Consider the following 26,860-nt stretch of genomic DNA (forward strand, 5'->3'; position numbering starts at 1 on the left):
ATCATTCCAATACAACCGATAACCATCTCGGAAGCAGGCAGCCGATCAGCTTTCATAAATCGCCGGTTTTAATACTCCGATGTAAGGCAGATTGCGATAGCGTTCGGCATAATCAAGTCCGTAACCCACAACAAACGCGTCAGGAACTTCAAAGCCTACGAAGTCTGCTTTAATGTCCGCTTTTCTTCCGCTTGGTTTATCCAACAGGGTAACAATCTTAATTGATTTCGCTTTACGATATCGGAAGAGTTCTACGAGATAGCTCAAGGTTAACCCACTGTCGATAATATCTTCAATGATTAAGATGTCCCGGCCTTCTACAGATGTATCCAAATCTTTGATGATTTTGACTTCTCCGGAAGAAACCGTGGAATTTCCGTAGCTTGATACATCCATGAAGTCCATTTCCAAATATGTATCAATATGCTTTATAAGATCAGCCATAAAAGGGAGCGCTCCCTTTAACACACCGATTGCCAACGGAAACGTGTCGCTGTACTCGCTTGTTAATTGTTCTCCAAGCTGTTTTACTTTCTGCTGGATCTCATCTTCTGAGATCAGCACTTTTTCGATATCCTGTTTCATGTTAATGCTTGCCCCCTACACTTTTCATGCTGTCTATATTGTAATACAATGCGGTCACTGTTTGAAATCACAAGATCGTCAAAGATGGATTTTTTCAAGCCAGGCAGCCAGATAATTTCACCGCTCGCATCCGTTACAATCGGCCATTCGTCCCGATCCCGCAGAGGCAGTTTATGATCAATAAATATATCTTTTACCTTTTTCGAGCCATTCATCCCTTTAAGTTTAATCCGGTCGCCGATTTTTCTCGTCCGGATTGTTAAAGGAAATTGCACCTTATTTCTGCTTGTCATAAAAACAGCATTCCCATTTTTGATATGAGGGTCAGCCTGATCGGCCACCTCTATCATAAAGCCGTTGGGGAGAACAGCAGTCTCGCCTTCCGCTCCTTGCAGCTGCAGCTCAAAGGGAACCTTTTCACATTGCCATTGTTCAAATGTAAACAAACATGTCTGATATGATTTGACCACCTTCAGCCCTTTCGGAAAATCAAGCACTCCCGAGGCGCTTCCATTTTCCGCCCATTCCAGAAACTGCTGTATGTGGCGGGCGGAAAACGACGATGGAACGTTTTCATAAAGATAGTTTAATATTAGTTGAACTCCTCTTCTTTGTAAAGGTATCGGAAGGGCAAGCAATAGAGAGGAATCGACTTCAACCGATGTGTCAGACTTGCTTGTAATAACCTTATTCATTCGTTCTTTCGTTAATGACTGCAAGTATTGTTCGTCTTCTGTCAGTGCTTCACTCACCTTTTGAAACATTTTATGAACGTCAGGTGATTCTTGTTTTAAAAAAGGAAGCACGGTCTTTCTGAATCTGTTTCTTGTATAATCGTCTTTTGCATTGCTCTCATCCGTTCTGTAGCTGAGCCCTTCTTGACGGCAGTATTCTAGGATTTCATCCTTTTCCGCATAGAGGAAAGGCCTGATCAGCCAGCCGGATGCAAATTCGCGGACGGGCTGCATTCCCGCGAGCCCTGCCCCGAGCGTACCTTTCGCAAGCCTCATGAGCATTGTCTCAACCTGGTCATCGCCGTGATGAGCCAGCGCCAAAAACTTCGCTTGGTGTTTTGCCATCAGATCTTCGAAAAACTGATATCTGCAATCACGCGCGGCAGCCTGCTTGTTCAGCTTATTCTTCTTTGCGTATGCAGAAACATCAATCTGTACCGTTTCGCAGAGGATGTGTTCCGCTTCGCAATATGACTGCACAAACTTCATATCTTCTTCAGATTCAGGACCCCTGAACTGATGGTCGACATGCGCCGCTATGATAACGGAAGAATGCCCGAAGTGCTTATTCAGCATACTGAGAAGCGCCATTGAATCAGGGCCTCCGGAGACCCCGGCAATAATCGTTTCTCCCTCCGCCTGAAGATGATATGTTTTGAAAAAATCTTCCACGCTTTTCACAATGTCCCCCTCACAATGAGCAGGTTTTTTAAAGATATACATATCCTATCACTTTCATTCCCTCCAAGCAAAGAAGAAGCATGAGCGCAGGCGTCCGGCCGGCATTAAATGAGAAAAAAGACGATGTAAGCGAAATAAAGGGCGAGAACGCTGATTAAAATAAGTGTTGTTTCAAACAAACCATTGTGCTTTGCGGGTTTTTGTTTAGGTTTATATCGCGTTTGAGATACAGCGCCCTGCCGCGGTTTTGATTGCGGCGGCTTAGGCTTGGCGGCGGCTTTCCTTTTACTCCCGGCGCTCTGCCCCGCCGTCAGGATGTCATGCTTCATGGCTTCCGCAGACGGATATTGGCCGTTTAAAGCAGAAAACAGAACCTTCTTATACTTATTCAGAAACGGGTGGCCTTCAATGATAGAACGAAGCTGTTCTTTCGGCTGTCCTGACTTTTTGCACTCTTTCTTCTGGACACAGTGGATCATGATCATTGCGACAGCAAACAGGTCATAGGATGGTTCTGCTTTTCTTGTTCCATACCCCCAATAGCCCCTGTCGTAAAACTCCGTATACTCTTTAATCGCGCGGCCTTGTTTTGTCGTTCCCCCTACATCAATGCAGCGGATGGCAGCCGGCGGTCCGGTTACAATAAGATTTTCCGGTTTGAGGTCGCCAAACACCCATCCCTGCTGATGAAGGACTGACAGGCTGGAAAGAAGCTGCACCATCAGCACCGGAATCCACTCCGCTCCCTTACTGCTGATATATTGCGGAAGAAGCGGCCCTTCTATGTACTCCATCACGTAAAAAGAGACATTTTTATTCAGCTGCGGAATAAACGCATCGTCCGCATCAAAAAAAGAAGGCCCCATCGTTTGCGACCGGGCCTTTGAAAAGGATTTTAAGACATTCACTTCAGAGGTAACAGACATGCTGTCGCTGCTTATTTTCAAAGCGACCTGTCCGCCTGATGCTTCTGCCAGATATACAATACCGTTAGCCCCTTTTCCAAGCTGTTTGAGCAATCTGTAGGATTTGCCGTTCCATTTGCCCTGAATTGCCGTCCCCGGTGCCAGACTACATGCCAAACTCGTTAAAGCGTCGTTCATCATCTGCCAACATGCTCCTTCTTGAGCGGATTCTCTCAAACTGCTGCGTCGCTTCCCGGATAGCGGGGCCCGTAGGGGTGATACCGCCGGTCGACAGCTTCGCAAAGAGTGCAGAAAGGGATTCAAGCTTCGGCGTCCAATTCAGCACAAGCTCAACTTCCTGGCTTTTCCCGGGAAATATACACATGGCAAATTCATTTTGTCCGGCCCGGGAATTTAAACTGATGGAAAGATCGATCAGCGCTTCTTTCACCGTCGGCAGTTTCGGCGCCATACTCGCACTCGTATCAACCAGCACAAGCACCTGCAGATGAACTGTTTCTCCGAGTTCATCAACCACTTCCATCACTTCGCCTCGTTTTTCAGGAGAAAGCTCTTCCATTTCAACGTTTTTCCCTAAGATTTGTTTAAGCTCTTGATTGACGACACCTTGCAGCGTCTGGGTCATTGCTTTTTTCGTTACCATTTGAACCGTCTGAGACAATTGTGACGCGTACACAACTTGATGGACGCCGCCTCCGGCCATGGCGATGCCTTCAACTTCCTTCATTGCCTCTTGGTCAATCGCGTTTTCTTCCATAATTCCTATAACATTCACCGTAATCCCCTGCTCCTTGGCGAAAGCCGCCATTGCAATCGGGTCTTCACCATGATTGGAGCAGCCATCTGTAATCAGCAGAACTTGATTTAAATGTCCCTTATTCACATACATTCCTCCCGGTGATACGATTAGTCCCATCTTCGCCAGAAGGAAAGTGATTTATACGAAACGATTAAGAAATCTCCTTTTTATTTTGGAATACCGCCGGCACCGGTATGGAAGCCCATTTCGGCGTGTTGTGATCAATCCGGACAACAACCACCGTCATATCGTCTTCGATTTGGCCGGAACGCGTTCTGATGACCTCTTCCATTAATATATCAGCGATTTCCTGCGGATCTTCGGTTTTCAGCCCTTTCATTTTCCGTTTCATCCACAGGTCATGGTTTTCAACGTGCTTCGGTCCTTCAAAAATACCGTCACTCATCATGACGAGCAGATCTCCCGCTTTTAACTGTTCACTTACAACCTCCACATCAAATTCATTGATGATACCGATCGGCAGATTGCTGGCCTGCACTTTCATGACTTGATCTCCCCGCTTGATAAAACTCGGCGTTGAACCGACCTTCAAGAATTTACAGCTTGCATCCTGAAGATCAATGATAGAAAGATCGAGAGTTGAGTAGATTTCATCTGTCGTCCGTAAAGACAGAATACTGTTGATCGTTTTGATCGCTATTTTTTCATCAATACCTGATTCGAGAATTTTTTCGAGCAGCTTAATCGTTTCATTGCTCTCATAATGGGCCCTCGCCCCATTGCCCATGCCGTCACTGATCGCGGCCGCATACTTTCTCGCCCCCAGTTCCATCATGCTGTAGCTGTCGCCGGAGACAAGGCCGCCGCCTTTTGCCGCATGAGCCGCGCCTGTCGATACCCGGTACGATTTGGTCGAACCGAACGCAACATGGCTGTAGCCATTCGGATGAGCCGAGTGCTGTTCGCTTTTGACAAGTATCTGCTCCTCAAGAATGTCAGACAGCATCGGGGCGATAATTTTCTCACTCTCGCCGTGTCCTCCGCTGAACGGGATTGTCATTTCGATATCAATATTGCCCTGCTCCAAGCTGTATATCTCGACATGCTGAATCTCGATTCCGAAATGCTGAAGCGCCTCTATCATTTGTTCTTCCTGAATAAAATGCTGCTCCCTCTCCCGTTTTATTTCCCGAGAAAAGTCCGCCATGACCTCAGAAACCCCCAACAGCTGCTCGGCAACAAGCCTCCTGCTGTCCTGAACTTTTCTCTTCAGTGTCAGATGGGCGTGATGGTGGGCAAGTTCGTCCTCAATCAGCTCTTCCACCTGTCTGGATTTGGAACAGTGCTGTTGAAACTCTTTTTTTAATCTGCGGTTTGAGGCATACTGTTTTTCCTCTGTTTCATGCATAACTTGTTTCATTAAGTCATATGTTTTATCAAAGTTTTGAACCCAGCATTTGCTTTTCTTATAGCAGGATTGGCAGGAATGCTCGGTGATTTTGCTTAAAAAGAGATCCACTTCCCCTTCTTCCGCCTGCTCATCGGAAGACGTCTGATGAAAGGTGGCGAAGCTCTCCGACAAGGCATGAAACACATTGGAGAACTGGTCTACTTTCTGGGCGGTGACATCTCTGATTTTCCTCGCGTACTGCTGCTGTTCCTGACTGTGCTCAGCAGTGCCCGGTATGTATCGCGCCACCTTTTTCGTAATCGATTGGGGCGTAATCAAAAACAAAACAACGGCAATCAAAGATTCATAAAGAGTGGTCATTAATCCGGCAGACCCTTCTCCATATAATGAAATCAGCAGTGAGCCGATCACCAATCCGACTGCGGCGCCGGCTTTCTTTCCTTCTTTCAGCAGCCCGCCAAGAAGCCCGGAAAACGCAAGCAGACTCATTTGATAGAGATTCCCGATATTCGCAAGCCCGAGGATCAGTCCGGTCACAACACCGACCGTACAGCCGATGCTTGCCCCGCCGACAAAGGAAAAACTCAGCACGACATAGCGGGCCAGGATATGCTCAGCCTGCATTCCCTGAAATGAAACACCGGCAAGCCCGGTTAAAACAGATGCGATCAAGATCATAAAACAGATGATTTCTTCTATTTTTAACGATTGCTTCACTTTTTTAATCGTGAAAATCGGCAGGCTTTGTAAAAAGATCAGCGTCAAAATAAAGGCCAGGCCCGCCTCGACAACAGCCATCACATAATCATAGGTTGTAAAAGCGCCGCTTTCAAAATAAACAAATCCGATTCTCGCGGCAGCCATTGAGAAAAACACCACGATCGGCAGCATCTTCACCCGGTCCTGCACGATATATGTACCGATTTTTGAAAATAGAGTGAAGACGGCCAAAGCTGTGAGAATCAATAAAGAGTGTTTCGGCGAAATGGTTAAAGCGCCCGCAAGCAAAGACAGACAAGCATAGAAGGCTTTATCTCTTCTGATCAAAAGCATCGCTCCGAAAAACGGCAGTGCAAACGGAAGAACCTCAGATAATATGAAAGCCCGTCCAAGTAAAAAACCGATCACGACATAAATGAAACCCTTATAGAAAAAAAGTGAATGCGCTTGATGGACTGTAAGCTTTGCCGCCTTTTCAAAAAACGATTGCAGTTTTTCCAGAGCTTGTCCCGCCATCGGCCCGTTCACTCTTCTTTCCGCTTTTTCCATTGCTCTCATCCCCCACCTGTTTTATTCGTTGCTTGTCATTATAAATGAAAGCCCAGATAGGATTTTGTCAAAAGAAGGTAACAATTCCAAAGAACTCTTCGACGCTTTCTCCCTTGTTCCCCTTTCCTTTCGTATTTCCTCCGACATTTCTCAAAAAGTTGTCTAAATATGAAAAAATCGGCTTCTGCAACAGAAGCCGATTCGCTTGATGACCCGTACGGGATTCGAACCCGTGTTACCGCCGTGAAAGGGCGGTGTCTTAACCGCTTGACCAACGGGCCAGATATATATGGTAGCGGCGGAGGGGATCGAACCCCCGACCTCACGGGTATGAACCGTACGCTCTAGCCAGCTGAGCTACACCGCCATATAGGTGCTTATAAGCACAAGTTATATAATACAAAGGTTTCTTCATTCCGTCAACAGAAACTTCAAAGTTTTAATTTTCTGACTATAAAGACGCATACAAAAAAAGCACCCGCTGGGATAGACGGATGCTCCATGTATTTATAGAAAGCAGCAAGTTATCCTCTTCTTGCTCCGCGCCCTCCACGTTTTGATTCCGTGTTTCGTTTTAAAGATGATAAGCGGTCTTCGCTATCTTTAAGAAACTTGTTCATTTTCTGTTCAAAAGATTCTTTCGGACGGAAATCATTTCTAGGTCTGGCTTGCGGACGGTCTTTAGCTTTTTTAATTGATAAACCAATTTTCCCGTCTTTTTCAACGTTGATGACTTTCACTTCAACTTGATCGCCGACTTTTAAATGCTCGTTAATGTCTTTTACATAATTATCGGCTACCTCACTGATATGAACGAGACCGGTTGAGCCTCCAGGCAATTCAACAAATGCTCCGAAATTTGTAATACCTGTTATTTTCCCTTGCAACTTGCTGCCAACTTCAATCGACATAAAAAAAGTGCTCCTCCTTAGGCTTATAAAAAGATCGTTTGTTTAATTATACCTAAATAAAAATTTAAGTGTCAACAAGGCTACTTGCTCTTCTTTTCTACATTAAAGAGAATCTCACCATTTCCTGACATAAACAAGTCTCTTCTGGCAAGCTCTGTGACGTAATCCTCATCCTTTAATTTGGAAATTTCATCTTTTAAATCAGCCTGTTTCGCATTCAATTCTTTTACTTGTTTTTCCAGCTGAGCCTTTTTTTCTTCGTTTGCGCTAAGGGAAGAGGTCTGTGACCACAGAGAACCCGCTAAGACAATAGCCGTCAACAACACAAGGGCGCCGAATACGATCAACCGTCTGAAAAGCCCTTTCCGTCTTCTTTTCATAAGCTGGGATTGCCGTTCAACCTGCTCTTTATAGTCGTTTTGAATTTCAGTTATTGTACGTTCCCTAGATAGATTCAAACCAGACGGTCCTCCTTTCACCTTTTCAAAATACGTATCATGGTCGATCTGATTGTTATGATTAGTTTCTTGCTCTTTTGTAAAAATCCTGCACTTTTTTGAAAATATCGTTTGAAAGTAAGACGCCACTTTTCAGGAAGAAGTTTCAATAATTGTTTTAACAGGAAAAACAGCGGATACAGCAAAAACGCTACGATCTTAAAAAGACACTTCGCAAAAAAGGCACTCACCCGATAGGAGTATAAAGAAATAACCGTGATCAGCCCGATGAGCAGCTTAAAGAGCAGAAGCACCGGACGGAACAGCACGTGCTGAATGAGCTTTTTTGCGAATTGGTAAAGAGACACCGCAAGATGAATGGCAAATTTCAGTATTTTTATATACATTCGTTTAAACAGGCTTTGGTACGTCGCAATACCCAGTAAGACAGCCAAGAAAATGTATACCCTGAGTTCTCCTTCATTCACGTTGAGCAGCACATAGAAAAACAGCAGACCTTGTACAATCCAAAAGAGAATGTCATGAATGAATAACAGCCATCTGGCCGTTTTGGCGCGGCTGACAAACAGCCTGTATGTATCAAGCGACGCTCCGAGCCAGGCGCCCATACCGGTCATTGCCAGCATCGTATAAAATTGGGTCGTCAGCGTCATTTAAACAACTTGCTAAAAAACCCTTTAGCTTTATCCCCTTGCTGCTCGTCTAAATATACAAGGTCAAACACCCTGCCTTTTATAGATACAATCCCTTTTTCCACATCAAGGTTTTTCATCTGCAGGTTCTCGCCTCTGACGGAAAGCATTCCCATAACCGTTTCCAGCAAAAACTCTTCGTTATCAAAACTTTCCACATGCTTGACGCCCGAAATGTCTAAATGCTTTCTCCCTTTCATCGTTACATCATGCTGTTCCGGAACAGAAGAAGAACCTTTTTGCTCATAATATGAATTCATCTATTCAGCCCCCATATCCTCGATACTTTTAGCATTATTACTGCATTGTATGAGGCGGGAGCCTTGTTTAGAACAAGCCTATTCGCCGAGTTTTTCTTCTTTGACGATTGTATACATGCCCGCGGCTTCTTCTTTTTTCGTTGTTTCTTTCAATTCATTTACCTTCACGGTGACAAGCTTCTGCCCGAAGCGGACCTTCAGTTCATCACCGGCTTTTACGTCTGAGCTGGCTTTCGCCTGATTCCCGTTAACGGTGATTCTCCCTTGATCGGCGACCTCTTTCGCCAATGTGCGGCGTTTAATTAATCTGGATACTTTTAAAAACTTATCAAGTCTCATATCAGGATCTCCTCTCCATTTCTTTTGCTTCATCCCACAATTTGTCCATTTCCTCAAGTGACATTGCGGTCAATTCAAGCCCCTTTGCTGCCGCTTCTTTCTCAATATAAGCAAAGCGTCTGCGGAATTTGTCATTTGTCATGGCGAGCGCTTCCTCAGGCTCAATTTTATAGTATCGGCCGATATTGACCAATGCAAATAAAACATCGCCGAATTCAGCTTTTAAGCTGATTTCATCTGCTGATTCGGCGGAAGCCTCTGCAGAAAATTCCTTCAGCTCTTCATTTACTTTATCCCATATATCCTGAACGTCATCCCAGTCAAAGCCGGTTTTGGCGGCTTTTTTCTGAAGCTTGGCGGCTTTCGCAAGAGAAGGCAGGGTTTTCGGTACGGCATCCAGCAATGAAGAGGATGTTGTTTGCTTTTCCGCCTTTTTGATTTCTTCCCAGTTGGCGACGACATCATGTTCATCCTGAACCTTAACATCCTTAAACACGTGCGGGTGCCGTCTGACCATCTTTGCACTGATGTCTCTGATGACATCATCAATTGAGAAATACCCCTCGTCTTCTCCGATCTGGGCGTGCAGCATAACCTGAAGCATGACGTCCCCGAGTTCTTCTATCATGTGATCCGTGTCCTCTTCGTCAATGGCCTCAAGCAGTTCGTAGCATTCCTCAATCATATATTTCTTTAATGACTGGTGTGTCTGCTTTTGATCCCACGGACAGCCGTTCGGCCCGCGAAGCTCGCGAATAATACTTCGGAATGCAGAAAATTCCTGGTAAAGGAGTTCTTCTTTTTTAATCGGCGGAACATACACGCTTGTTAAGTTATTTATTTCTACATTGCGGTCAAGTTCAAACAAAGGCACCTTGGTCATCTTTTCTCCCTTGCTTCCGGCTGCCGTAACGATGACCACTTCATAGTCGTCAGGCAATTTCTCCATGAGCGTCAGCTTCACCTCAGAGGCCGTCATTTGGTCATAAACCTGGCAGATGATCAGGTGATGGCGGAGTTCGATTTCATCCGGCGTCATTGTTTGCGCATCCGTAAATTGAAACCCTTCAATCGGATCAATTCGCAATGCATTAAAAGTGGCATCCAGAAAGCTTTGCCCTCCGGCAGTATGAACAGCTATCTGTTGTTCTTCCCGGCGTTCGAATAACAGCTGAACGGTTTTCTCAGCGACAAACGGATGCCCGGGTACAGCGTAGACGACATCTTCTTGCTTCGCTTTTTCAAACAGAATGTCCGTGATCTCTTCATAGACCGCTTCAAACTGATCATGTTTTTCATAAATATCATCAAAATACCGGATGTCCGCTTCCGTCTCTTGCTCTAATTCCGAAATCAAAGGGTGGTCTTTCGTTCTTATATATAAATGCTTCGCCTGAGTCAGCAGCTTATGTACGCCCACTGTCAACTGATCCATGTCTCCGGCGCCGAGGCCGACGACCGTAATATTACCTGCCATGTTTTTCTCTCCTCTTTTTCAATTTGCTTAAAGCACTGCCGAAAGGAAGGCCGCTCAGCTCTTCGTCCGTGAAAATTTTCATTCTTATCATACAATAAATAAACAATAGCCCTCCGATGACTGACGCAGACAGACTCTCACATACAGCTCCGGCCCTGCTGACAGGAACAAATAACTGCCAAAGCTTCATATATACGAGCAAAAAGAAGACCATCAGCAGACTGCACCAGCACAGACGGACAATCACGCCGCCGATATTCGTCAGCCAGCCCTTCGACCAAATTTTCCGGAGATTCAAGCACGCAACTGCGGCAAATGCCAAGACGGTCGCCAGTGCCGCTCCTGTAATACCCCAGCCGGGGACCAGCCAAACATTCAGCACCCATTTCAGCGCCCCTCCCGCCAAAACAGATACAGCGGGGAAAACGGTATGTCCCGCTCCTTGCAGAATCGCGGCTGCCGTAAGCGCAATTGAGGCAAAAAAGATAGATAAGCTGAATATTTGTAAGGTCTGCGTCCCCTCACTGTTTTGGAAAAGCATGATATTCACCGGTTCTAAAATGCAAAAAAGCCCGGCCGATGCGCCGATCCCTACCGCAAGGCAGAGCTTGACGGCTGATGTCGCTTTCTCTTTTATGATAAACGGCTTGTTCCCATGCACCGCTTTTGAAATGGAAGGAACAAGAGATGCGGCGATACTGACGGCAAACACGGTTCCCAGCTGAAGGAGCGGCTGTCCGCGGTCATATATGCCTTTCAGCTGTTTCGCAGCATGGCTCTCCGTCCCGTCTGAAAGCAGCGAATATAAGTTTAAGGCGTCTACAAGCTGAATCAAAAGCATGAGTACACTGCTGATACAGATGGTGACTGAATAAAGCAGCAGCTTTTTTACAATGACGGCCGTTTCGATATGTCCGCCATCTTTCTTTGTTTCTTCCCGCTTATACCAGAAAACAGCCAATACACAAAGGGCCGCAAAGCTCCCGGCTATTGATCCCGAGGCCGCCCCCGCACCCGCCGCGTATAATGAACGGCCGCTTTTCAAAAGCCATAAGGATAAACCGAGAAGCACCGCCACCCGAAGAAGCTGTTCCGTAATCTGGGATAAGGCTGACGGCATCATATCATGCACGCCTTGGAAATACCCCCGGATAACCGCCGTAAACGGAAACAGTATGAAAGCGAACGCCGCGACCCTTATCAGCATCACAAGGCGGGCGTCACCCATAAAACCGGCCAACGGCGCCGCGCCGGCATACATGAGCGCAAACAGAACAAGTCCGGCCGCCGTGACATAAAGGGCGGAAATTTTCATTATTTTTTGTTTATGATCGCTATAATCGTTCATTAATTTTGAGATGATCACCGGAAAACCGGATGTTGACAGCATGACCGCGATCCCTAAAAACGGATACACCTGCTGATAAATGTAAAATCCGACGTCACCGACAATATTCTGAAAAGGAACCCTGTACACGGCGCTTAATATCTTCGTCACGATGCCCGCAACGACGAGCACAAAAGCACCTTTCCATGCCGATTGCCGCTTGGCGCCAACTGAATCGTTCATCCAAAAGCTCCTTCCAGCCGCTAGAAAATTACGTCTATAAAACGAGCTTATTATATCACAATCCTAACAGCCGAACCGATAGAGAGCACATATGAATATGAAAAAGAACAGCACTTGTATAAGAGCTGCTCTTTCTCCGTTTTCTTATTTCAATAATGGTAATAAGACCTACTGCTCCATTTGTCTCGCCAAAAAACTGGCTGCCGTTTCTACCGCTTTATGTTCTACTTCTCCAAGTGCCTGTTCCTTGGAAAAGATGACCACGGCGCCGATAGGATCGCCATTTGCCACGATCGGAGCGATTGTATAGGAGCTCATATCTTCATCAATGTCATTCACAAGCTGCGCGGACTTCACGTCGTTTTCTACCACAGAGCTGCGCTGATCCATCGTTTTTTCGAGCAAATCGCTGATGGCTTTGTTCAGAAATTCTTTTTTCGAACTGCCTGAAACGGCAATATACGCGTCACGGTCGCAAATCAAGACGGAATGGCCGAGACTGTCATACAATGCATCTGCATATTCTTTCGCAAAATCGCCAAGCTCACTGATAGGAGAATATTTTTTCAGTATAACTTCTCCGTCGCGGTCAACGAATATTTCAAGCGGGTCTCCTTCCCTGATCCGCAGTGTTCTCCGAATTTCTTTAGGAATGACGACCCGTCCTAGATCATCAATACGACGTACGATACCTGTAGCTTTCATCTCTCTGGTGCCTCTCTTTCATGTGATGATATTTAAGGGAAAGTACTAAAGCTCTTTACTTTATGTAGCTTCCGCCACTCGCTTGAAATTAGTATCCGTCACATCAAATGTAATATACACCAGAGAGTAACAATTTTTATGAAGATGCGATTGTTTCTTTCTTCACATTCTGAAGGCCTTTCAGCATGCCGAGAACGGTCTCCAGCCACTCTTCCGTTTTGCGGCCTTTCGTCTGTACTGAGATTTTCAGCTTTTTCCCTTCCATTCCCAGTCCGATCTGCCGGCCGTATTTATTGCCGAGTTCGAATAATTTCTGGCCGTCAATCTGTGCGCTGGCCTCTTCAGAAATGGTAAATCTGATCGCGTCTTTATCCTGCTTGATGAGTTCGACGCGTTCATATTTTCCGTATACCTTCATCTCAGCAACCGTAAACAGCCATTCAACTTCTTTAGGGTAGCTGCCGAACCTGTCGATGATTTCATCTTGGAGCTCATTTTTCTCCTCAATTGTGGTGATTGACCTGAAGCGTTTATACATGTCGATTTTTTGCTTGCCGTCTTGTATATAGTTTTCGGGAATATACGCGTCAAGCTCGATATCGATTTCTGTCTCAAACTGTTCGCTTTTTGGAATATCGCCTTTCCGCTCTTCAATCGCTTCCTTGAGCATTTGCGAGTACAGGTCAAAACCGACTGAGTCGATAAAGCCGTGCTGCTGGGCGCCGAGAAGGTTCCCCGCTCCCCTGATCGTCAAGTCACGCATGGCAATTTTAAAGCCTGATCCCAGCTCGGTAAATTCTTTAATCGCCTGCAGCCGTTTTTCCGCCACCTCAGTAAGCACTTTGTCTCTGCGGTACGTAAAATACGCGTAAGCGACGCGGTTGGAACGGCCGACCCGTCCTCTCAGCTGATACAGCTGAGACAGCCCCATTTTGTCTCCGTCGAACACAATCAAGGTATTGACATTTGGTATATCTACGCCTGTCTCAATAATAGTCGTGCTGACAAGGACGTCTGATTCCCCTTCCAGAAAATTGAGCATGACGCTTTCCAATTCATTTTCAGTCATTTTTCCGTGGGCATATGCCACTTTCGCATCGGGAACAAGCATGGAAATTTCATCAGCCTTCCGCTCGATGTCATCCACGCGGTTGTACAAGAAATATACCTGTCCTCCGCGCGCCAGTTCTCTTTCGATAGCTTCTCGTACAAGCGCGCCGTTGTATTCCACGACATATGTCTGAACAGGGAAACGGTTTTCCGGCGGCGTTTCAATAACGGATAAATCCCGCACACCGAGCATGGACATATGAAGCGTACGCGGAATCGGCGTCGCCGTCAGAGTCAGCACATCGACATTGGCTTTGATCTGTTTGATTTTTTCCTTATGCGTAACGCCGAAGCGCTGCTCTTCGTCGATGATGAGCAAGCCGAGATCTTTATAGACGACATCTTTAGATAAGAGCCTGTGGGTTCCGATCACGATATCTACCGTTCCGTTTTTCAGGCCTTTAATCGTTTCATTGGACTCTTTTCTCGTTCTGAATCGGCTGAGAAGACCGATGTTAATCGGATAGTCCTGAAAACGCTCCGTAATGGTTTCATAATGCTGCTGCGCGAGTATTGTCGTCGGCACAAGAAGCGCGACCTGCTTTCCGTCTGCGATCGCTTTAAAGGCCGCTCGGATGGCTACCTCCGTCTTCCCGTATCCCACATCACCGCAAAGCAAACGGTCCATCGGGCGCTCTCTTTCCATATCCTTTTTAATCTCCTGAATGGAACGGAGCTGGTCCTCTGTTTCCTGATAAGGGAAAGCAGATTCGAACTGCCGCTGCATTTCATGATCGGGCGAGAACGCATAGCCTTTGCTTGCTTCCCGTTCCGCATAAAGCTTAATCAGATCATCGGCAATATCCTGAACGGAGTTTTCAACTTTTTTCTTCACCCGTTTCCATTCACTGCCGCCCAGTTTATAAAGCTTCGGTTCTTTTCCTTCAGAGCCGACGTACTTCTGCACCTGATCGATTTGTTCTACAGGGACGTACAGCTTATCGCTGCCCTGATAATGAATGTTGAGGTAATCTTTATGAATGCCTTTGATTTCTAGTGTTTCGATCCCCAAATACTTACCGATCCCGTGGTTGACGTGGACGACATAGTCACCGACCTGAAGCTCGGAATAGCTTTTGATCCGTTCGGCATTTGTCAGCTTCTGCTTTCTCGGCTTTTTCTTGATCCGGTTTTTGAACAGCTCTTCCTCCGTAATGACGGCCAGCTTCATCAGCGGCAGTTCAAAACCGGATTGCAGCTCGCCTTCCATGACATAGACCTGTCCTTGCACAAGCGCTTTGGAGCTGTCCGTTTTTGCGGCTTCAATTTCGTAATCAGCCAGCACGGATGCCAATCTGTCGGTTCTGTCCTTATTTGCGCCTAAAAAGACGACGGTGAAGTTTGATTTCTTAAAGCGCTCCATTTCACCTGCGAGCACATTCATCTGCCCGTGAAAACTCTGCATCTGCCGGCTTGTCACATTCACGATATTCTGAGGGCTTGTATGCTGGACATGACGCAAAAATAATGAATAATAAATAGCCGGGCGCCGCTTTTCGCTCATAAGCTCCTGAAAGCTGAAGGATAAATGAATGTCGTGCAGAATTTTCCCTTCCTCGAGCAGACTTGTCGTAAATTCGGCCTCTTCTTTTTGCAGCTGATCCTCCATTTCATGAATGCGGCTGACCTCGTCTAACAGTAACAACGTGTCTGCCGGTGTATAATCTAGCAAACTAGCAGGCTTTTCGTAAAAGTACGAGAGATACTTCACAAGTTCCTGATCAGTCTGTCCCGTTGATAACCGTTCTTTATCATGTGAGATATTGATATGAAGCATTTCCTTTTGTTTGTCCTGCTTCAGCTTTTTCAGACTGTCGGCAAGCCCTTTATCGAGCCTTTCCATCGCACGGGCTTTTTCCTCCGCCCTGATGATCAATTCCTTCGCCGGTCCGATCGCCACATGTTTGAGCGTCTCGATTGATCTCTGGTCATCAGAATTGAAGCTTCTGATGGAATCGACCTCCGTATCAAACAGTTCAATTCGCACCGGATGCTCCGACGTCAGCGGATAAATGTCGATAATTCCGCCGCGAATACTGAATTCACCGGGTGCAGAAACCATATCGGAACGCTCATACCCCACCTCTACAAGGCGCGCGGACAGCTGATCCGGTTCTATATCGTCTCCGAGTGAAATGACGAGCTGGCTGCTTTTCCACAGCTCCTTCGGCGGAAGCATTCTTCTCACTGCCGCAACGGGCGCCACAACGACCGGCGCTTCTCCGTTTGTTAATCTATTAATGACATCAAGCCGCTGAGCGCGCAGTTCAGGACTGGCTACCGCAATTTCTGAAGAAATCAATTCATTCACGGGGTATAAAAAAACAGATTGATCCCCGAGAAGCGCCGTCAGATCTTCCGTCACTTTTTGGGCCTGATATAAATTATGGGTGATAAAGAAAATCGGCCTTTTCGTTTCTTGTGCAAGGGCGGAGGTAAAAACAGAACGCGCGGAACCTGACAGACCCGCAAGCAGCTGTTCCTTCAGCCCCTCATGTAAACCGTTGACAATGGATTTAAAATCATCGCTTTCTTTAATAAAGGTTTGAATGTTGTCCATATGGGCCCTCCTCTCTATTTTCTGCAAGAACAGAAAAACGCTTTGGTCTAGAATCTACACCAAAGCTTCTTATTGAATAAATGTGTTGTGTTCATGGTAGTGCGGATTGCGTTCCAGCGCCTCTTGGCAGTCTTCACAAATTGTAAGAACATGGACATCTCCATTGTCTTTATATGAAATCATATCGTTTCTTTCCTCATTTGTTAAGTGCTGAAATCCAAGTGACTGTGTCGGCACCGTCGAATATTCCAGGCTCCCTACCTTAAAGCCGCAGTGGCGGCAGAAATAATGCAAAGCCATACGTTGGACCTCCTGATGTGAAAAAATCATTTTTCCCTAGTATGGTCTCCCATTATTTATCTTATACATTTGCATTAAATTCGTTCATGACTTCTAAAAATGGTTTCGTTAAGGAAGCTTCGCAGGCTTTTACGGTTTTTGAGACGGCATCGTTGATATGCGGCGCTTCTTCCTTCGTAAAAGCTCCCAGTACATAGTCAACGACTTTCATCCCGTTAACGGGGCGGCCGATTCCGATTCTGACCCGGTCAAATTCAGGGGTTCCGAGGTGCTGTATAAGCGATTTAATCCCGTTATGTCCGCCTGCGCTCCCCTTCGTCCGGAGCCTGATTTTTCCCGTCGGAAGATCAAGGTCATCGTATATGACTTTCAGATCTTCATGATCGGCATCATAATAATCCAGCAGCGGCCGCAAACATTCCCCTGATAAATTCATATATGTAAGCGGTTTAACAAGTAGAACTTTTTTTCCGGAAACAAACCCCATTCCGTAAAGTCCGTTGAATTTCGTTTTATTCAGTTCAATATTCCATTCTTTAGAAAGCTCGTCAATGGCCATAAAGCCGACATTATGTCTCGTGTTCTCATAGGTTTTTCCCGGGTTACCGAGACCGGCAATCACAAGCATCGTAAATCCTCCCTCAACATCGCTGTAATTCTTCTCATTCTAGCACAAAAGACGTAACCTCGGGCGGGTTACGTCTTAAAGCGCTTATTGATTTTCTCCTTCGGGCTCTTCCTCAGGAGACGGTTCTGCATCTTCTTCGAATGCTTCCTGCTTAGGAGGAAGGATGGAAGCCACGACTTCTTCCGGGTCGTTTGTAAATGTATAATTGCCGTCAGCAGTCAGATCTGCGATGGTCAGCACATCATTCATTTCAAGCCCGGAAATATCAACATTGATTGTCTGAGGGATGTCCTTCGGCTTAGCCTTAATCGAAAGTTCATGCAGCGGCTGCTGGATGACGCCTCCGTCTTTGACTCCTTGCGCCTCTCCCGTCAGCTGAATCGGCACCTCGGCCTCCAGCTCCTCACTCATATTCACGACTTGAAAATCGGCGTGCGTCAATTCGTTTTTGAGCGGGTCTGTCTGAAGATCGGTCACCATAACCGATTGCTGATTTCCGTTGACATCAATTGTGATAATCGTGTTTTTTCCTTCGTCCCGCAATGTTTTAAGCAATTCGACACTGTCTAAAGAGACAGGCGTATTCGTTATTTCTTTACCGTATATAATCCCTGGAACATGTCCTGAATGACGGATTTTCCGAAGCGTCGAACGTTTAAAATCTGTTCTTTCATTTGCTTTTAAAGTTGCCATATTCAGCACCATCCTAATTATCGTTTTATCGTCCTATTAGAACAATACCCACAATAACTGGGATTTAAACCTTAAAGTTTCGGTTTAGCTGAATAAATAGCTGACAGATTGTTTCTCGTGAACGCGGATAATCGCTTCAGCCAGAAGCGGTCCGACAGAAAGCTGCTTAAAGCAGTCGATTTTTTTCTCATCAGGAAGCTTAATGCTGTTCGTTACGACAAGCTCCTTGATTTTAGAGTTATTGATCCGCTCAACGGCAGGCCCTGACAATACAGGGTGCGTACAGCATGCATACACTTCTGCAGCTCCGTTTTCAACCAGCGCGTTAGCGGCAAGTGTGATTGTGCCGGCCGTATCAATAATATCATCGATCAGAATCGCTGTTTTTCCTTCCACGTTACCGACGATGTTCATCACTTCTACCTCATTCGGTCTAGGACGGCGTTTGTCGATAATCGCGATCGGCGCTTTCAGACGGTCCGCAAGTTTGCGGGCGCGCGTCACACCGCCGTGGTCAGGAGAAACAATAACGATATCTTTCAAGTCTTTACCTTCAAAGTAATGGCCTAAAATCGGAACACCCATTAAGTGGTCAATCGGAATATCAAAGAAACCTTGAATTTGCGGCGCGTGTAAATCAAGCGCGATCACGCGTGTCGCACCCGCTGTTTCAAGCAGGTTTGCAAAAAGTTTTGCCGTAATCGGTTCACGTGATCTTGCTTTTCTGTCCTGGCGCGCATAACCGTAGTACGGAATCACAATGTTGATTGTTTTCGCGGAAGCGCGCTTTAAAGCGTCAACCATAATCAGCAATTCCATAATGTGCTCATTAACCGGCGCACTTGTAGACTGAATGATATAGCAATCACAGCCGCGAATACTTTCTTCTATGTTGATCTGGACCTCTCCGTCACTGAATCTTGTAACAGAGCACTTTCCTAATTGAACCCCTACATTATCCGCGATTTCTTTTGCAAGTTCTGGATTTGAATTCAAAGAAAAAATCTTTAAATTCTTATCTCCGTATTCGTTAGACATGGTAAACCTCCGATTTTAGGATTATTTTTTATGAATATTTTTCACATAATCTTCTTTATTTACTTGTCTTGCTCTGGCAATGGCAAGCGCTTCGCCCGGCACATCTTCAGTTACGGTTGAACCCGCAGCGACGTACGCGCCTTCTCCCACTGTGACAGGAGCGACCAGATTGGAGTTGCAGCCTATAAAAGCGCCGTCTTCAATCTTGGTTAAATATTTTTTCTTCCCATCATAATTGACCGTGATGGAGCCGCAGCCCAGATTCACATCCGTGCCCACTTCGGCATCACCGATATAGCTTAAATGAGATGCTTTGCTTCGGTCGCCGAATTGTGTTTTCTTGATTTCAACAAAGTTTCCGATCTTCACTTCATTGCCGATTGCGGAATCGGGTCTGATGTGAGCAAAAGGACCGATATTTACATCATTCCCAACTTTGCTGCGGTTGACAACGGATTGTTTAATCACAGTGCGGCTGCCGATTGAACTGTCCTCTATCTCAGTGTGAGGGCCGATGACACATTCATCGCCGATTTCAGCTTGTCCCTTTAACACAGTTCCGGGATAAATAACTGTATCTTGTCCGATACGCGCGTCAGGTGAGATGTACGTATTCATCGGATCGATTAAAGTGACACCGTTCTGCATATGCCGTTTGTTAATTCGCTCTTTCATATACATTTCAGCCTGAGAAAGAGCGACTCTATCATTCACTCCGAGCGTCTCTTGGAAGTTACCAGTCTGGTAAGCGGCAACAGTTTCGCCTTCGTCTTTGAGGATTTCGATCACATCCGGCAGATAATACTCGCCTTGGGCATTTTCATTCGAAACCTGTTCGATGACACGAAAAAGAGCCTCGTTATCAAAACAGTACGTTCCCGTGTTGATTTCTTTCACAAGACGTTCTTGCTCCGAAGCATCCTTGTGCTCCACGATTTTTTGAACGGCGCCGTCTTCACTGCGGATGATTCTTCCGTATCCGGCGGGATCGTCGGCAACGGCCGTTAACACCGTGGCTTTTGCACCTTTGTCTGTATGTTCATTCAGCATGGCTTCCATCGTCTCCGCCGTCAGAAGCGGTGTATCGCCGCAAATAACGATCGTGACACCCTTTTCTCCGTGAAGAAATGGTTTTGCCTGCTTGACCGCATGAGCCGTACCGAGCTGTTCTGCTTGGAGAGCGTAATCGCTTTTCTGTCCGAGCTGCTTCTTCACATCTTCGGCGCCGTGTCCTACGATGGTGACAAGCTTCGCTAAAGATAATTTCAGAGCTTCGTCTGCGACGTGCTCTACCATAGGCTTTCCGCATACCGGATGAAGGACCTTATAAAGCTTCGATTTCATTCTCGTTCCTTTTCCGGCAGCTAAAATCACTGCAAACCGCTTATCCATTTAATGGCCTCCAATATCCCTTTTATCCATAGAAAAATATATCCTAAATAGCTGTTGATTTCAAGAAGACATCAAAAAGTGCAAGAATTTTCTATGTAATCGCTTTATTACTGAAAAATCAGATTTAAAAAAGGACTGCCGGAAAAGGCCTTGTGTCAGCCTTTATCAGCAGTCCTTACATTTTGTTATGTTTAAGAAGCCCCGGCTTCTTCATATTCTAATGCTTCAGAATCACCCAAACGATGATACTCATTTAAAACAGCATCCTGGATCTTTCCCCGCGTGCTGGAATTAATAGGATGAGCAATATCGCGGAATTCTCCATCAGGGGTGCGTTTACTCGGCATCGCAACGAAAAGACCATTGTTTCCATCAATCACACGAATATCATGTACGACAAATTCGTGATCCAGCGTGATGGATGCAATCGCTCTCATGCGACCATCGGTATTCACGCGGCGTAATCTTACGTCAGTAACTTCCACAGTAGTTCACCACCTTTTCCCTATATAAAAGCATTAGTCTAACAATTCCACGATTCTTTTTAAATTCCTGCACGTTTCAAAAAGTTTTTTTGAAAATATAGGATATACATACACAATTAGGTGATAAACCATATTTGGGGATCATATACTGCATAAAAAAAGTGATCCCGGAGACCGGAACCACTTTTCTGAGATTTAAGATTTCACCAGCGCAATGACTTCAATTTCCACGAGAGCGTCTTTCGGCAGTCTCGCCACTTCCACACAAGACCTTGCCGGCTTATGTACATCAAAGTATTGTCCGTACACTTCATTCACTTCCGCAAACTGCTCCATATCAGCAATAAATACCGTGGCTTTGACAACCGTCTCGAGAGAAGCGCCCGCTTCTTTCAGCACAGCTTTTAAATTGCTGAACACCTGATGCGTTTGTTCTGTGATATCACCGTTTACCATTTCTCCTTCAGCAGTAAGAGGAATCTGGCCTGAGCTGTAAAACATGTTGTTTACGATGATTCCCTGTGAATATGGCCCGATCGCTGCCGGCGCGTGTTTCGTATGGATTGCTTTTGTCATTTTTCTGTCTCCCCATTCTTTAAATGCTGTTCTTTAAAAAATCGCAGAAAATTGCCGTTTTGAATCTCAATCGTTTTGTCTTTCATGTTGATGGTTGAAAGCGTGAGCAGTGACATGTATTCATCGACAAGCCGTTCATTCACTCCCTCGGCTTCAACCAAGACGCCTATTCCCGCGACGTTTGCATTAAACTCATCAAGCAGGCTGATCATGCCGTTAATGGTGCCGCCGGCTTTCATAAAGTCGTCAATAATCAAAACGTTCGAACCCGTAGCCAAACTTCTTTTCGCAAGCGACATTGTTTGAATGCGGTTAGACGATCCTGATACATAATTGATGCTCACCGTGGAGCCTTCAGTCACTTTATTGTCCTTTCGCACGATGACAACCGGAACGTTCAGATAACTGGCCGCTGCGTAAGCAAGAGGGATTCCTTTTGTCGCAACGGTCATCACCACATCAATCTCCCGCTCCGCAAAAACGGAAGCAAAAAGCCTGCCTACATGAGAGAGGACAGATGGTTTTCCTAAGATATCCGTTAAATATACATAACCGCCCGGAAGGATACGCTCAGGATTTACTAAAGACTGTCCCAGCTCCTGTATAAACGCTTCTGCTTCAGCCTGTTTCACTTTCGGAATGTATTTGACGCCTCCGGCAGCTCCCGGCACTGTAAGCAGCGTCCCAATGCCTTGCTGTTCAAAGGTCTGTTTAATAATCGTTAAATCTTCACTGATTGATGACTTTGCTGATTGATACCGTTCTGAGAAAAACGTTAACGGTATTAATTCATGCGGATGGGTTAACAAATAATTTGTTAAGTCCACCAATCTGCCGCTGCGACGAAACTTCATGAACTTACCCCCAAAATCCGAATAATTTAAAAATAATATAACTTAACATACGGATTTAATCAAGAGCATTCTGTTCGCCGATCATCCGCACCGCGTACACTTGATCACAGAAACCTCTTAACCCGTTATAAATCCGCTGCACCTTAGATTCGTATTGAACCAAACCGAATACAGTCGGTCCGCTTCCGCTCATTAACACCGCATCAGCGCCGAAGCGTTTCATTTGATTTTTAATCATCGCCACCTCGGGATGGAGGCTGAGCGTAACCGACTCCAATACGTTCCCTAATTGTCCGCATACCTTTTGGAAGCTTTTTTCTTCAATCGCGTCAATCATCGCCTGCACATCAGGATGCCGAACCTGCTGTAAGTTCAGCCGGCGGTACACTTCGGCAGTCGATACCCCGATCGTCGGTTTGGCGAGCATGACCCAGCAATGAGGCGGAGCACTGATGTGCCTGATCTTCTCACCGCGTCCGGTTGCCAGGGCAGTGCCTCCGTATACACAGAAGGACACGTCTGAACCGATTTCAGCTCCAAGCTCTGCAAGCTCTTCGACAGAAAGCTTTAAATCCCAAAGCCTGTTCAGCCCTCTGAGCGTGGCTGCCGCATCGCTGCTTCCGCCGGCAAGCCCTGCCGCTACAGGGATCACCTTTGTAATCATAATCGAAACGCCTTTTTTGACTTGAAACCGTTCTTTAAGCAGTTTGGCTGCCTGATAAGCCAGATTCCTTTGATCATCCGGAACAAAGCGATTATGCGACGCCACTCTGATAACGTTTTCGGGCAGTTCTGTCAGTTCAATCCGATCTGCCAAATCAATTGTCGTCATGATCATCTCCACTTCGTGATAACCATCCGGGCGTTTACTCGTCACATCGAGGGACAGATTGATTTTGGCCGGCGCTTTTTCTAAAATACGCATAGCTTTCACCTACTTCTCCATCTAAACATAAGTATGAACATTGTATCACATTTGGAGACCCGGAGGTACTTATCCGAAATTGACGCCGGTTTTGACAGCCGATAGAAAAAACCGGGGAACGGATTGTCCCCCGGGCCACTGCATTATCGGTTATTTTGGTTCTGAGCCGCCATCTGCTGTTCGGCAATCTCGATCGCACGCTTTACCATATTCCCGGCGTCACGCGCCCGAATGCCTCCCCAGCCCTCGTTTTTCACCGTATCGTAAAAACCAAGGTCCTTCGCCAGCTCATATTTGAACTCATCTGACATAACTCCACGACGTCTGCCCAAACGAAACAACCCCTTTTATAGAATTGATCACCATTCGTGCACGCCACGATAAAACATGTGACACCTATAGCTTCCGTTTAATCGGCTGAAACTTTCGAGGGAATAATTAGAAGAGCTTTAGAAGGCAAAACAAAAAGCAGTAAACAAAAGGTTCACTGCCCATTAAAATGCTACTGAGCTTGCCGCATCGTCATTGAATGTCAATTCAACAGTCTCAGTCAGAATATCAGCATAACTGTATGAAACTCTTTCAAACGAATTCTCGTCTTGATCTAGTTGTATCACAAAAACAGAAGGGTACGTCTCAGCTAAAATGCCCGAACGCTCAATCGTTTTTCGGCGGCCGCCGTTTGCTTTTAACGTAAGCCGTTTACCTAAATTCCCATCAAGCGATCTTTTTATATCGGACAACGTCTTCGCCATTGCATCCACCTCACTACATTTATTGTACAACAAGAGCCCAATTTTGTCAAATAAAATTTAAATTATATCAACGTTAATAAGTCATTGTCAACAAAATTATTTTGACAAAATTCTATTGATTTCTGCGTTATTTTTCACAAGTTCCGGAAATTTATGTATCAATATGTAAAATAATTAACCCGCATAGCGAAATATATGCGGGTTTTATCACTCATCCATTTGATTTATACGGCATACCGACACGCAGCACACCCTTCGTTTCAATTCCTCCCAGCCCTTTCTCTCTCGTCAGCGTATTTCTCAGGACATCCCATACATTGATCCGCTCCATAAACGGAGTGAAGCTGATTTTCGCGACAATATATACCGGGTCAAGCGCATGAATATTGACGCGTGACGGCGAACTTGCGAAATTCGCGCCCGCTCTGATTAAAGACTCGAAATGAGATTGGCAGGCCCCCGCGAATATGACCAGCTGATCCAAATGAGGGACTTTACGCCTCGCTCTCTGAACGGTTTCGACAAAGTGTTTGGAATGCCTGTAGGCGCTTAAATCGTTCACGTCTCCCTTATGCTTGGAATATGCATCATGGCCGGTGATGACTAAAATATCCGGCCTGTATTTATCAAGCAGCTCGTCAATTGACGCCGGCATTTTTTTCTCATGGCAATGAATTCCGTATACCGGCACACCGATTTTTTCATAAAAGTTCAGGCACTTTTTCAAATAGGCCTCATCGCCGTCCAGATGCAATACCTTTCCGGGCATATGAAAGTAGTGCTCCTGATGCTGATATTGATTTGTCGCATAATATTCCTGTTTTTCCCGAAGCAGCTTATAATCCTGGCGGAGCAGCTCGAGAGATTCATTCATCCTGCTTTCATCTCTTTTCTTTCTCATGGCCTGTTCGTCTTTTCTGACAGGCTCCAAATCAGAAAAATCAGCATCCGCAATCAATCTGACTTCGTCACCATGCAGGATGGCAATTGAATTTCCGTTGCTTGTTTGCTCTATACCGATAATGCGAAATAAAACATCCATTTGATAGGATTTCCTGGCTACCATATCTCCTATTTGAAATTGCACGTTACCCACTCCACAAATAGACTAAGCCTCATCATGAAAGAAGTCTTGGCAAATGCACCTCTTTCCGCTGCGGCGCTTGATGTTTCAAGCTTTTCTTGCAGTTGAATGAATAAGGTTCTCCTCTAGCCTATGTAGCGGCAGTCCAAGTGGTGACGCAAAACAAAAAGCCCTCTTAGAAAAGGGCTTTATGCAATCCGTTGGACAAGAGCGCGAATTCTTCTATGGACAGGGATTCACCGCGCCGCTTTCCGTCAATATTCGTTTCTTGAAGAACTTCTTCAATTTGAGCTTTTTTCTCTTTTCCGCCCGGAAGATTGTTCACAAGGTTGTTCAGCAAGGTTTTCCGGCGCTGTGCGAAGCTTGCTTTAATCAGCTGGAAGAAAAACAGTTCATTATCGACGTCAACCGCCGGGCCGTCACGAAGCAAGAGACGGATGACAGCGGAATCGACATTAGGCTGAGGCACAAACACTGTTTTCGGGACGGTCATGACGGTTTTGGCCTCCGTATAGAACTGAACCGCAATGGAAAGCGATCCGTACTCCTTAGAGGAAGGATCAGCGGCCATCCGCTCAGCGACCTCTTTTTGCAGCATCACGACAATTCCTTTTAACGGAAGATGTTCTTCCAAAAGCTTCATGATGATCGGCGTCGTCACATAATATGGGAGATTCGCCGTCACCATAATTTCATCACAATCCTGAAACTGCTCTTCAATGACGGATTTGACGTCTGCTTTCAGCACATCTTGATGGATGATCGTTACATTGTCATATGGAGACAGCGTATCATTGAGAATGGGCAGCAGGCGCTGATCAATTTCAAACGCGACGACCTTTTTCGCCCGTTTGGCAAGCTGCTCTGTCAGCGCGCCGATTCCGGGCCCGATTTCAATGACTCCGGTCCGATCCGTAATTTCCGCATGGTCCACAATTCTGTCCAATATATTTGTATCAATTAAGAAATTCTGTCCCAGACTCTTTTTAAAAGAGAAACCGTACTTTTTCAGAATTTCCTTCGTTCTGATAGGTGTCGCGATATCTTTATTGTTCATCCTGTTCCTCCTGCCTCATAGCATCGAGCGCATCAATAAAATCACTTCTTTTGATTTGAAACATTTGCAGCCGTTTTTGAAGTTGCTTGCCGTTTGTATAGCCGATCTTCAGCAGGTCGCCCAATCGTTCGCGGCGTCTTTTGGCAGCCGGTCCGCCGATCAGACCGGCCTGTATGACATCTTCAGCTGAAATCTCACTCGGCTTTGCCTCCATCTCTTCATGCACATTTTCCAGACATGCTCTGATGCTTTCAATGGATGCGTGCTCAACGCCAATGCCGCGCTTGTTTTTCGGTTTGGCAAGATGTTTGGGCAGAAATGCGTGTTTACAGCCGGGTACTGCTTCAGAAATGGTTTTCCGGATCTTTTCCCCCGGAAAATCCGGGTCCGTCAGTACGATGACCCCTCTCGTTTCCTGCGCCAGCCGAATCTGCCTGATGACTTCGTCTCCGATTGCGGAACCGTTTGTCTCGATCGTATCCGCATCAACGGCAAGTTTTATGCGCGCAGTGTCATCGCGTCCCTCGACTACAATAATTTCTTTAATTTTCATTACTTCCTCCAAAAAAAACTTTTTATATCCAAAACGAAACCTTTGCTTGCATGTCACGTCTAATATACTGAA

Annotated in this window: 28 protein-coding genes and 2 tRNA genes; all 30 read right to left on the reverse strand. The window is 45.8% G+C overall.

Annotated elements, in window-relative coordinates; translation table 11 throughout:
* Positions 1–45 precede the first annotated feature (45 nt).
* Positions 46–585 (reverse strand): hypoxanthine phosphoribosyltransferase, encoded by a 540-nt coding sequence (gene hpt, locus G9F48_RS18785; protein ID WP_004264611.1) that lies wholly within the window; start codon positions 583–585, stop codon positions 46–48.
* Positions 582–2,000, reverse strand: coding sequence for a tRNA lysidine(34) synthetase TilS (gene tilS, locus G9F48_RS18790; protein ID WP_165409947.1), 1,419 nt, complete (start codon positions 1,998–2,000; stop codon positions 582–584). Before tilS ends, hpt begins: the two co-directional genes overlap by 4 nt.
* Positions 2,001–2,104: 104 nt before the next feature.
* On the reverse strand, positions 2,105–3,106 hold the full coding sequence (locus G9F48_RS18795; protein WP_165409948.1) for a protein kinase domain-containing protein: 1,002 nt from the start codon (positions 3,104–3,106) through the stop codon (positions 2,105–2,107).
* Positions 3,072–3,809 (reverse strand): VWA domain-containing protein, encoded by a 738-nt coding sequence (locus G9F48_RS18800; RefSeq protein ID WP_004264624.1) that lies wholly within the window; start codon positions 3,807–3,809, stop codon positions 3,072–3,074. The genes G9F48_RS18795 and G9F48_RS18800 overlap by 35 nt, the downstream gene beginning before the upstream one ends.
* A gap of 67 nt (positions 3,810–3,876) precedes the next feature.
* Positions 3,877–6,366, reverse strand: coding sequence for a stage II sporulation protein E (spoIIE, locus tag G9F48_RS18805; RefSeq protein WP_004264625.1), 2,490 nt, complete (start codon positions 6,364–6,366; stop codon positions 3,877–3,879).
* 209 nt (positions 6,367–6,575) lie between these two features.
* Positions 6,576–6,647, reverse strand: a tRNA-Glu gene (locus G9F48_RS18810).
* Positions 6,648–6,656: 9 nt separating this feature from the next.
* A tRNA-Met gene (locus G9F48_RS18815) sits at positions 6,657–6,733 on the reverse strand.
* Positions 6,734–6,890: 157 nt separating this feature from the next.
* The gene (locus G9F48_RS18820; protein ID WP_004264630.1) at positions 6,891–7,277 is read right to left on the reverse strand and encodes a S1 domain-containing RNA-binding protein; all 387 of its coding nucleotides are present in this window, start codon (positions 7,275–7,277) and stop codon (positions 6,891–6,893) included.
* An 80-nt stretch (positions 7,278–7,357) separates the two neighbouring features.
* Positions 7,358–7,735 (reverse strand): cell division protein DivIC, encoded by a 378-nt coding sequence (gene divIC, locus G9F48_RS18825; RefSeq protein WP_004264632.1) that lies wholly within the window; start codon positions 7,733–7,735, stop codon positions 7,358–7,360.
* A 17-nt stretch (positions 7,736–7,752) separates the two neighbouring features.
* Positions 7,753–8,388, reverse strand: coding sequence for a spore cortex biosynthesis protein YabQ (gene yabQ / locus G9F48_RS18830; protein ID WP_004264635.1), 636 nt, complete (start codon positions 8,386–8,388; stop codon positions 7,753–7,755).
* Positions 8,385–8,687, reverse strand: coding sequence for a sporulation protein YabP (gene yabP / locus G9F48_RS18835; protein WP_004264638.1), 303 nt, complete (start codon positions 8,685–8,687; stop codon positions 8,385–8,387). Before yabP ends, yabQ begins: the two co-directional genes overlap by 4 nt.
* Before the next feature lie 78 nt (positions 8,688–8,765).
* Positions 8,766–9,026, reverse strand: coding sequence for an RNA-binding S4 domain-containing protein (locus G9F48_RS18840; protein ID WP_004264639.1), 261 nt, complete (start codon positions 9,024–9,026; stop codon positions 8,766–8,768).
* A gap of 1 nt (position 9,027) precedes the next feature.
* A complete protein-coding gene (gene mazG, locus G9F48_RS18845; RefSeq protein ID WP_165409949.1) occupies positions 9,028–10,503 on the reverse strand; it encodes a nucleoside triphosphate pyrophosphohydrolase in 1,476 nt (491 codons plus the stop codon).
* The gene (locus G9F48_RS18850; protein WP_165409950.1) at positions 10,493–12,073 is read right to left on the reverse strand and encodes a putative polysaccharide biosynthesis protein; all 1,581 of its coding nucleotides are present in this window, start codon (positions 12,071–12,073) and stop codon (positions 10,493–10,495) included. Before G9F48_RS18850 ends, mazG begins: the two co-directional genes overlap by 11 nt.
* A 168-nt stretch (positions 12,074–12,241) precedes the next feature.
* A complete protein-coding gene (spoVT, locus tag G9F48_RS18855) occupies positions 12,242–12,778 on the reverse strand; it encodes a stage V sporulation protein T (protein WP_004264646.1) in 537 nt (178 codons plus the stop codon).
* A gap of 136 nt (positions 12,779–12,914) precedes the next feature.
* A complete protein-coding gene (gene mfd, locus G9F48_RS18860; RefSeq protein ID WP_165409951.1) occupies positions 12,915–16,448 on the reverse strand; it encodes a transcription-repair coupling factor in 3,534 nt (1,177 codons plus the stop codon).
* A gap of 69 nt (positions 16,449–16,517) precedes the next feature.
* Positions 16,518–16,748: an anti-sigma-F factor Fin family protein gene (locus tag G9F48_RS18865; protein ID WP_004264650.1), complete on the reverse strand. Its 231-nt coding sequence runs from the start codon at positions 16,746–16,748 to the stop codon at positions 16,518–16,520.
* Positions 16,749–16,809: 61 nt separating this feature from the next.
* Entirely contained in the window at positions 16,810–17,376 is a 567-nt protein-coding gene (gene pth, locus G9F48_RS18870) for an aminoacyl-tRNA hydrolase (protein WP_004264652.1), read from the reverse strand.
* Between the two features lie 84 nt (positions 17,377–17,460).
* Positions 17,461–18,069 (reverse strand): 50S ribosomal protein L25/general stress protein Ctc, encoded by a 609-nt coding sequence (locus G9F48_RS18875; protein ID WP_165409952.1) that lies wholly within the window; start codon positions 18,067–18,069, stop codon positions 17,461–17,463.
* An 84-nt stretch (positions 18,070–18,153) separates the two neighbouring features.
* Entirely contained in the window at positions 18,154–19,107 is a 954-nt protein-coding gene (locus G9F48_RS18880; RefSeq protein ID WP_165409953.1) for a ribose-phosphate diphosphokinase, read from the reverse strand.
* A gap of 21 nt (positions 19,108–19,128) precedes the next feature.
* Positions 19,129–20,499, reverse strand: a complete 1,371-nt coding sequence (glmU, locus tag G9F48_RS18885; RefSeq protein WP_004264658.1) for a bifunctional UDP-N-acetylglucosamine diphosphorylase/glucosamine-1-phosphate N-acetyltransferase GlmU — start codon at positions 20,497–20,499, stop codon at positions 19,129–19,131.
* A 191-nt stretch (positions 20,500–20,690) separates the two neighbouring features.
* Positions 20,691–20,984 (reverse strand): septation regulator SpoVG, encoded by a 294-nt coding sequence (spoVG, locus tag G9F48_RS18890; protein ID WP_004264660.1) that lies wholly within the window; start codon positions 20,982–20,984, stop codon positions 20,691–20,693.
* Positions 20,985–21,179: 195 nt separating this feature from the next.
* Positions 21,180–21,560, reverse strand: coding sequence for a 2-iminobutanoate/2-iminopropanoate deaminase (gene ridA / locus G9F48_RS18895; protein ID WP_004264663.1), 381 nt, complete (start codon positions 21,558–21,560; stop codon positions 21,180–21,182).
* Positions 21,557–22,414, reverse strand: a complete 858-nt coding sequence (purR, locus tag G9F48_RS18900) for a pur operon repressor (protein ID WP_004264666.1) — start codon at positions 22,412–22,414, stop codon at positions 21,557–21,559. Before purR ends, ridA begins: the two co-directional genes overlap by 4 nt.
* Before the next feature lie 55 nt (positions 22,415–22,469).
* Entirely contained in the window at positions 22,470–23,339 is an 870-nt protein-coding gene (gene ispE / locus G9F48_RS18905) for a 4-(cytidine 5'-diphospho)-2-C-methyl-D-erythritol kinase (RefSeq protein WP_004264668.1), read from the reverse strand.
* Between the two features lie 143 nt (positions 23,340–23,482).
* Positions 23,483–23,671, reverse strand: a complete 189-nt coding sequence (locus G9F48_RS18910) for a small, acid-soluble spore protein, alpha/beta type (RefSeq protein WP_011996172.1) — start codon at positions 23,669–23,671, stop codon at positions 23,483–23,485.
* A 162-nt stretch (positions 23,672–23,833) separates the two neighbouring features.
* On the reverse strand, positions 23,834–24,094 hold the full coding sequence (veg, locus tag G9F48_RS18915; protein WP_003218330.1) for a biofilm formation stimulator Veg: 261 nt from the start codon (positions 24,092–24,094) through the stop codon (positions 23,834–23,836).
* 211 nt (positions 24,095–24,305) lie between these two features.
* Entirely contained in the window at positions 24,306–25,181 is an 876-nt protein-coding gene (yabG, locus tag G9F48_RS18920; protein ID WP_070081260.1) for a sporulation peptidase YabG, read from the reverse strand.
* Positions 25,182–25,353: 172 nt separating this feature from the next.
* Positions 25,354–26,235, reverse strand: a complete 882-nt coding sequence (gene rsmA, locus G9F48_RS18925; RefSeq protein WP_156736131.1) for a 16S rRNA (adenine(1518)-N(6)/adenine(1519)-N(6))-dimethyltransferase RsmA — start codon at positions 26,233–26,235, stop codon at positions 25,354–25,356.
* Positions 26,225–26,788 carry a ribonuclease M5 gene (gene rnmV, locus G9F48_RS18930; RefSeq protein WP_004264696.1) on the reverse strand — a complete coding sequence of 188 codons (564 nt, stop codon included), beginning with the start codon at positions 26,786–26,788 and terminating at the stop codon, positions 26,225–26,227. The genes rsmA and rnmV overlap by 11 nt, the downstream gene beginning before the upstream one ends.
* Positions 26,789–26,860: the final 72 nt, after the last annotated feature.

The sequence above is a fragment of the Bacillus sp. EKM420B genome (genome assembly GCF_011065565.1).
In the GTDB taxonomy this organism is placed as follows: Bacteria; Bacillota; Bacilli; order Bacillales; family Bacillaceae; genus Bacillus; species Bacillus velezensis.

Excerpts from the sequence above, each read along its gene's own strand:
- pth (WP_004264652.1), bottom strand. The coding sequence starts at position 17,376 with ATGCTTGTGATTGCCGGTCTCGGTAACCCGGGAAAAACCTATGAGAAC.
- G9F48_RS18875 (WP_165409952.1), bottom strand. The coding sequence starts at position 18,069 with ATGGCAACTTTAAAAGCAAATGAAAGAACAGATTTTAAACGTTCGACG.
- ispE (WP_004264668.1), bottom strand. The coding sequence starts at position 23,339 with ATGCGTATTTTAGAAAAAGCGCCGGCCAAAATCAATCTGTCCCTCGAT.
- rsmA (WP_156736131.1), bottom strand. The coding sequence starts at position 26,235 with ATGAACAATAAAGATATCGCGACACCTATCAGAACGAAGGAAATTCTG.
- ridA (WP_004264663.1), bottom strand. The coding sequence starts at position 21,560 with ATGACAAAAGCAATCCATACGAAACACGCGCCGGCAGCGATCGGGCCA.
- spoVT (WP_004264646.1), bottom strand. The coding sequence starts at position 12,778 with ATGAAAGCTACAGGTATCGTACGTCGTATTGATGATCTAGGACGGGTC.
- spoIIE (WP_004264625.1), bottom strand. The coding sequence starts at position 6,366 with ATGGAAAAAGCGGAAAGAAGAGTGAACGGGCCGATGGCGGGACAAGCT.
- glmU (WP_004264658.1), bottom strand. The coding sequence starts at position 20,499 with ATGGATAAGCGGTTTGCAGTGATTTTAGCTGCCGGAAAAGGAACGAGA.
- hpt (WP_004264611.1), bottom strand. The coding sequence starts at position 585 with ATGAAACAGGATATCGAAAAAGTGCTGATCTCAGAAGATGAGATCCAG.
- mfd (WP_165409951.1), bottom strand. The coding sequence starts at position 16,448 with ATGGACAACATTCAAACCTTTATTAAAGAAAGCGATGATTTTAAATCC.
- G9F48_RS18840 (WP_004264639.1), bottom strand. The coding sequence starts at position 9,026 with ATGAGACTTGATAAGTTTTTAAAAGTATCCAGATTAATTAAACGCCGC.
- G9F48_RS18880 (WP_165409953.1), bottom strand. The coding sequence starts at position 19,107 with ATGTCTAACGAATACGGAGATAAGAATTTAAAGATTTTTTCTTTGAAT.
- purR (WP_004264666.1), bottom strand. The coding sequence starts at position 22,414 with ATGAAGTTTCGTCGCAGCGGCAGATTGGTGGACTTAACAAATTATTTG.
- rnmV (WP_004264696.1), bottom strand. The coding sequence starts at position 26,788 with ATGAAAATTAAAGAAATTATTGTAGTCGAGGGACGCGATGACACTGCG.
- yabP (WP_004264638.1), bottom strand. The coding sequence starts at position 8,687 with ATGAATTCATATTATGAGCAAAAAGGTTCTTCTTCTGTTCCGGAACAG.
- G9F48_RS18850 (WP_165409950.1), bottom strand. The coding sequence starts at position 12,073 with ATGAACGATTCAGTTGGCGCCAAGCGGCAATCGGCATGGAAAGGTGCT.
- G9F48_RS18820 (WP_004264630.1), bottom strand. The coding sequence starts at position 7,277 with ATGTCGATTGAAGTTGGCAGCAAGTTGCAAGGGAAAATAACAGGTATT.
- G9F48_RS18865 (WP_004264650.1), bottom strand. The coding sequence starts at position 16,748 with ATGGCTTTGCATTATTTCTGCCGCCACTGCGGCTTTAAGGTAGGGAGC.
- G9F48_RS18795 (WP_165409948.1), bottom strand. The coding sequence starts at position 3,106 with ATGATGAACGACGCTTTAACGAGTTTGGCATGTAGTCTGGCACCGGGG.
- mazG (WP_165409949.1), bottom strand. The coding sequence starts at position 10,503 with ATGGCAGGTAATATTACGGTCGTCGGCCTCGGCGCCGGAGACATGGAT.
- veg (WP_003218330.1), bottom strand. The coding sequence starts at position 24,094 with ATGGCGAAGACGTTGTCCGATATAAAAAGATCGCTTGATGGGAATTTA.
- yabQ (WP_004264635.1), bottom strand. The coding sequence starts at position 8,388 with ATGACGCTGACGACCCAATTTTATACGATGCTGGCAATGACCGGTATG.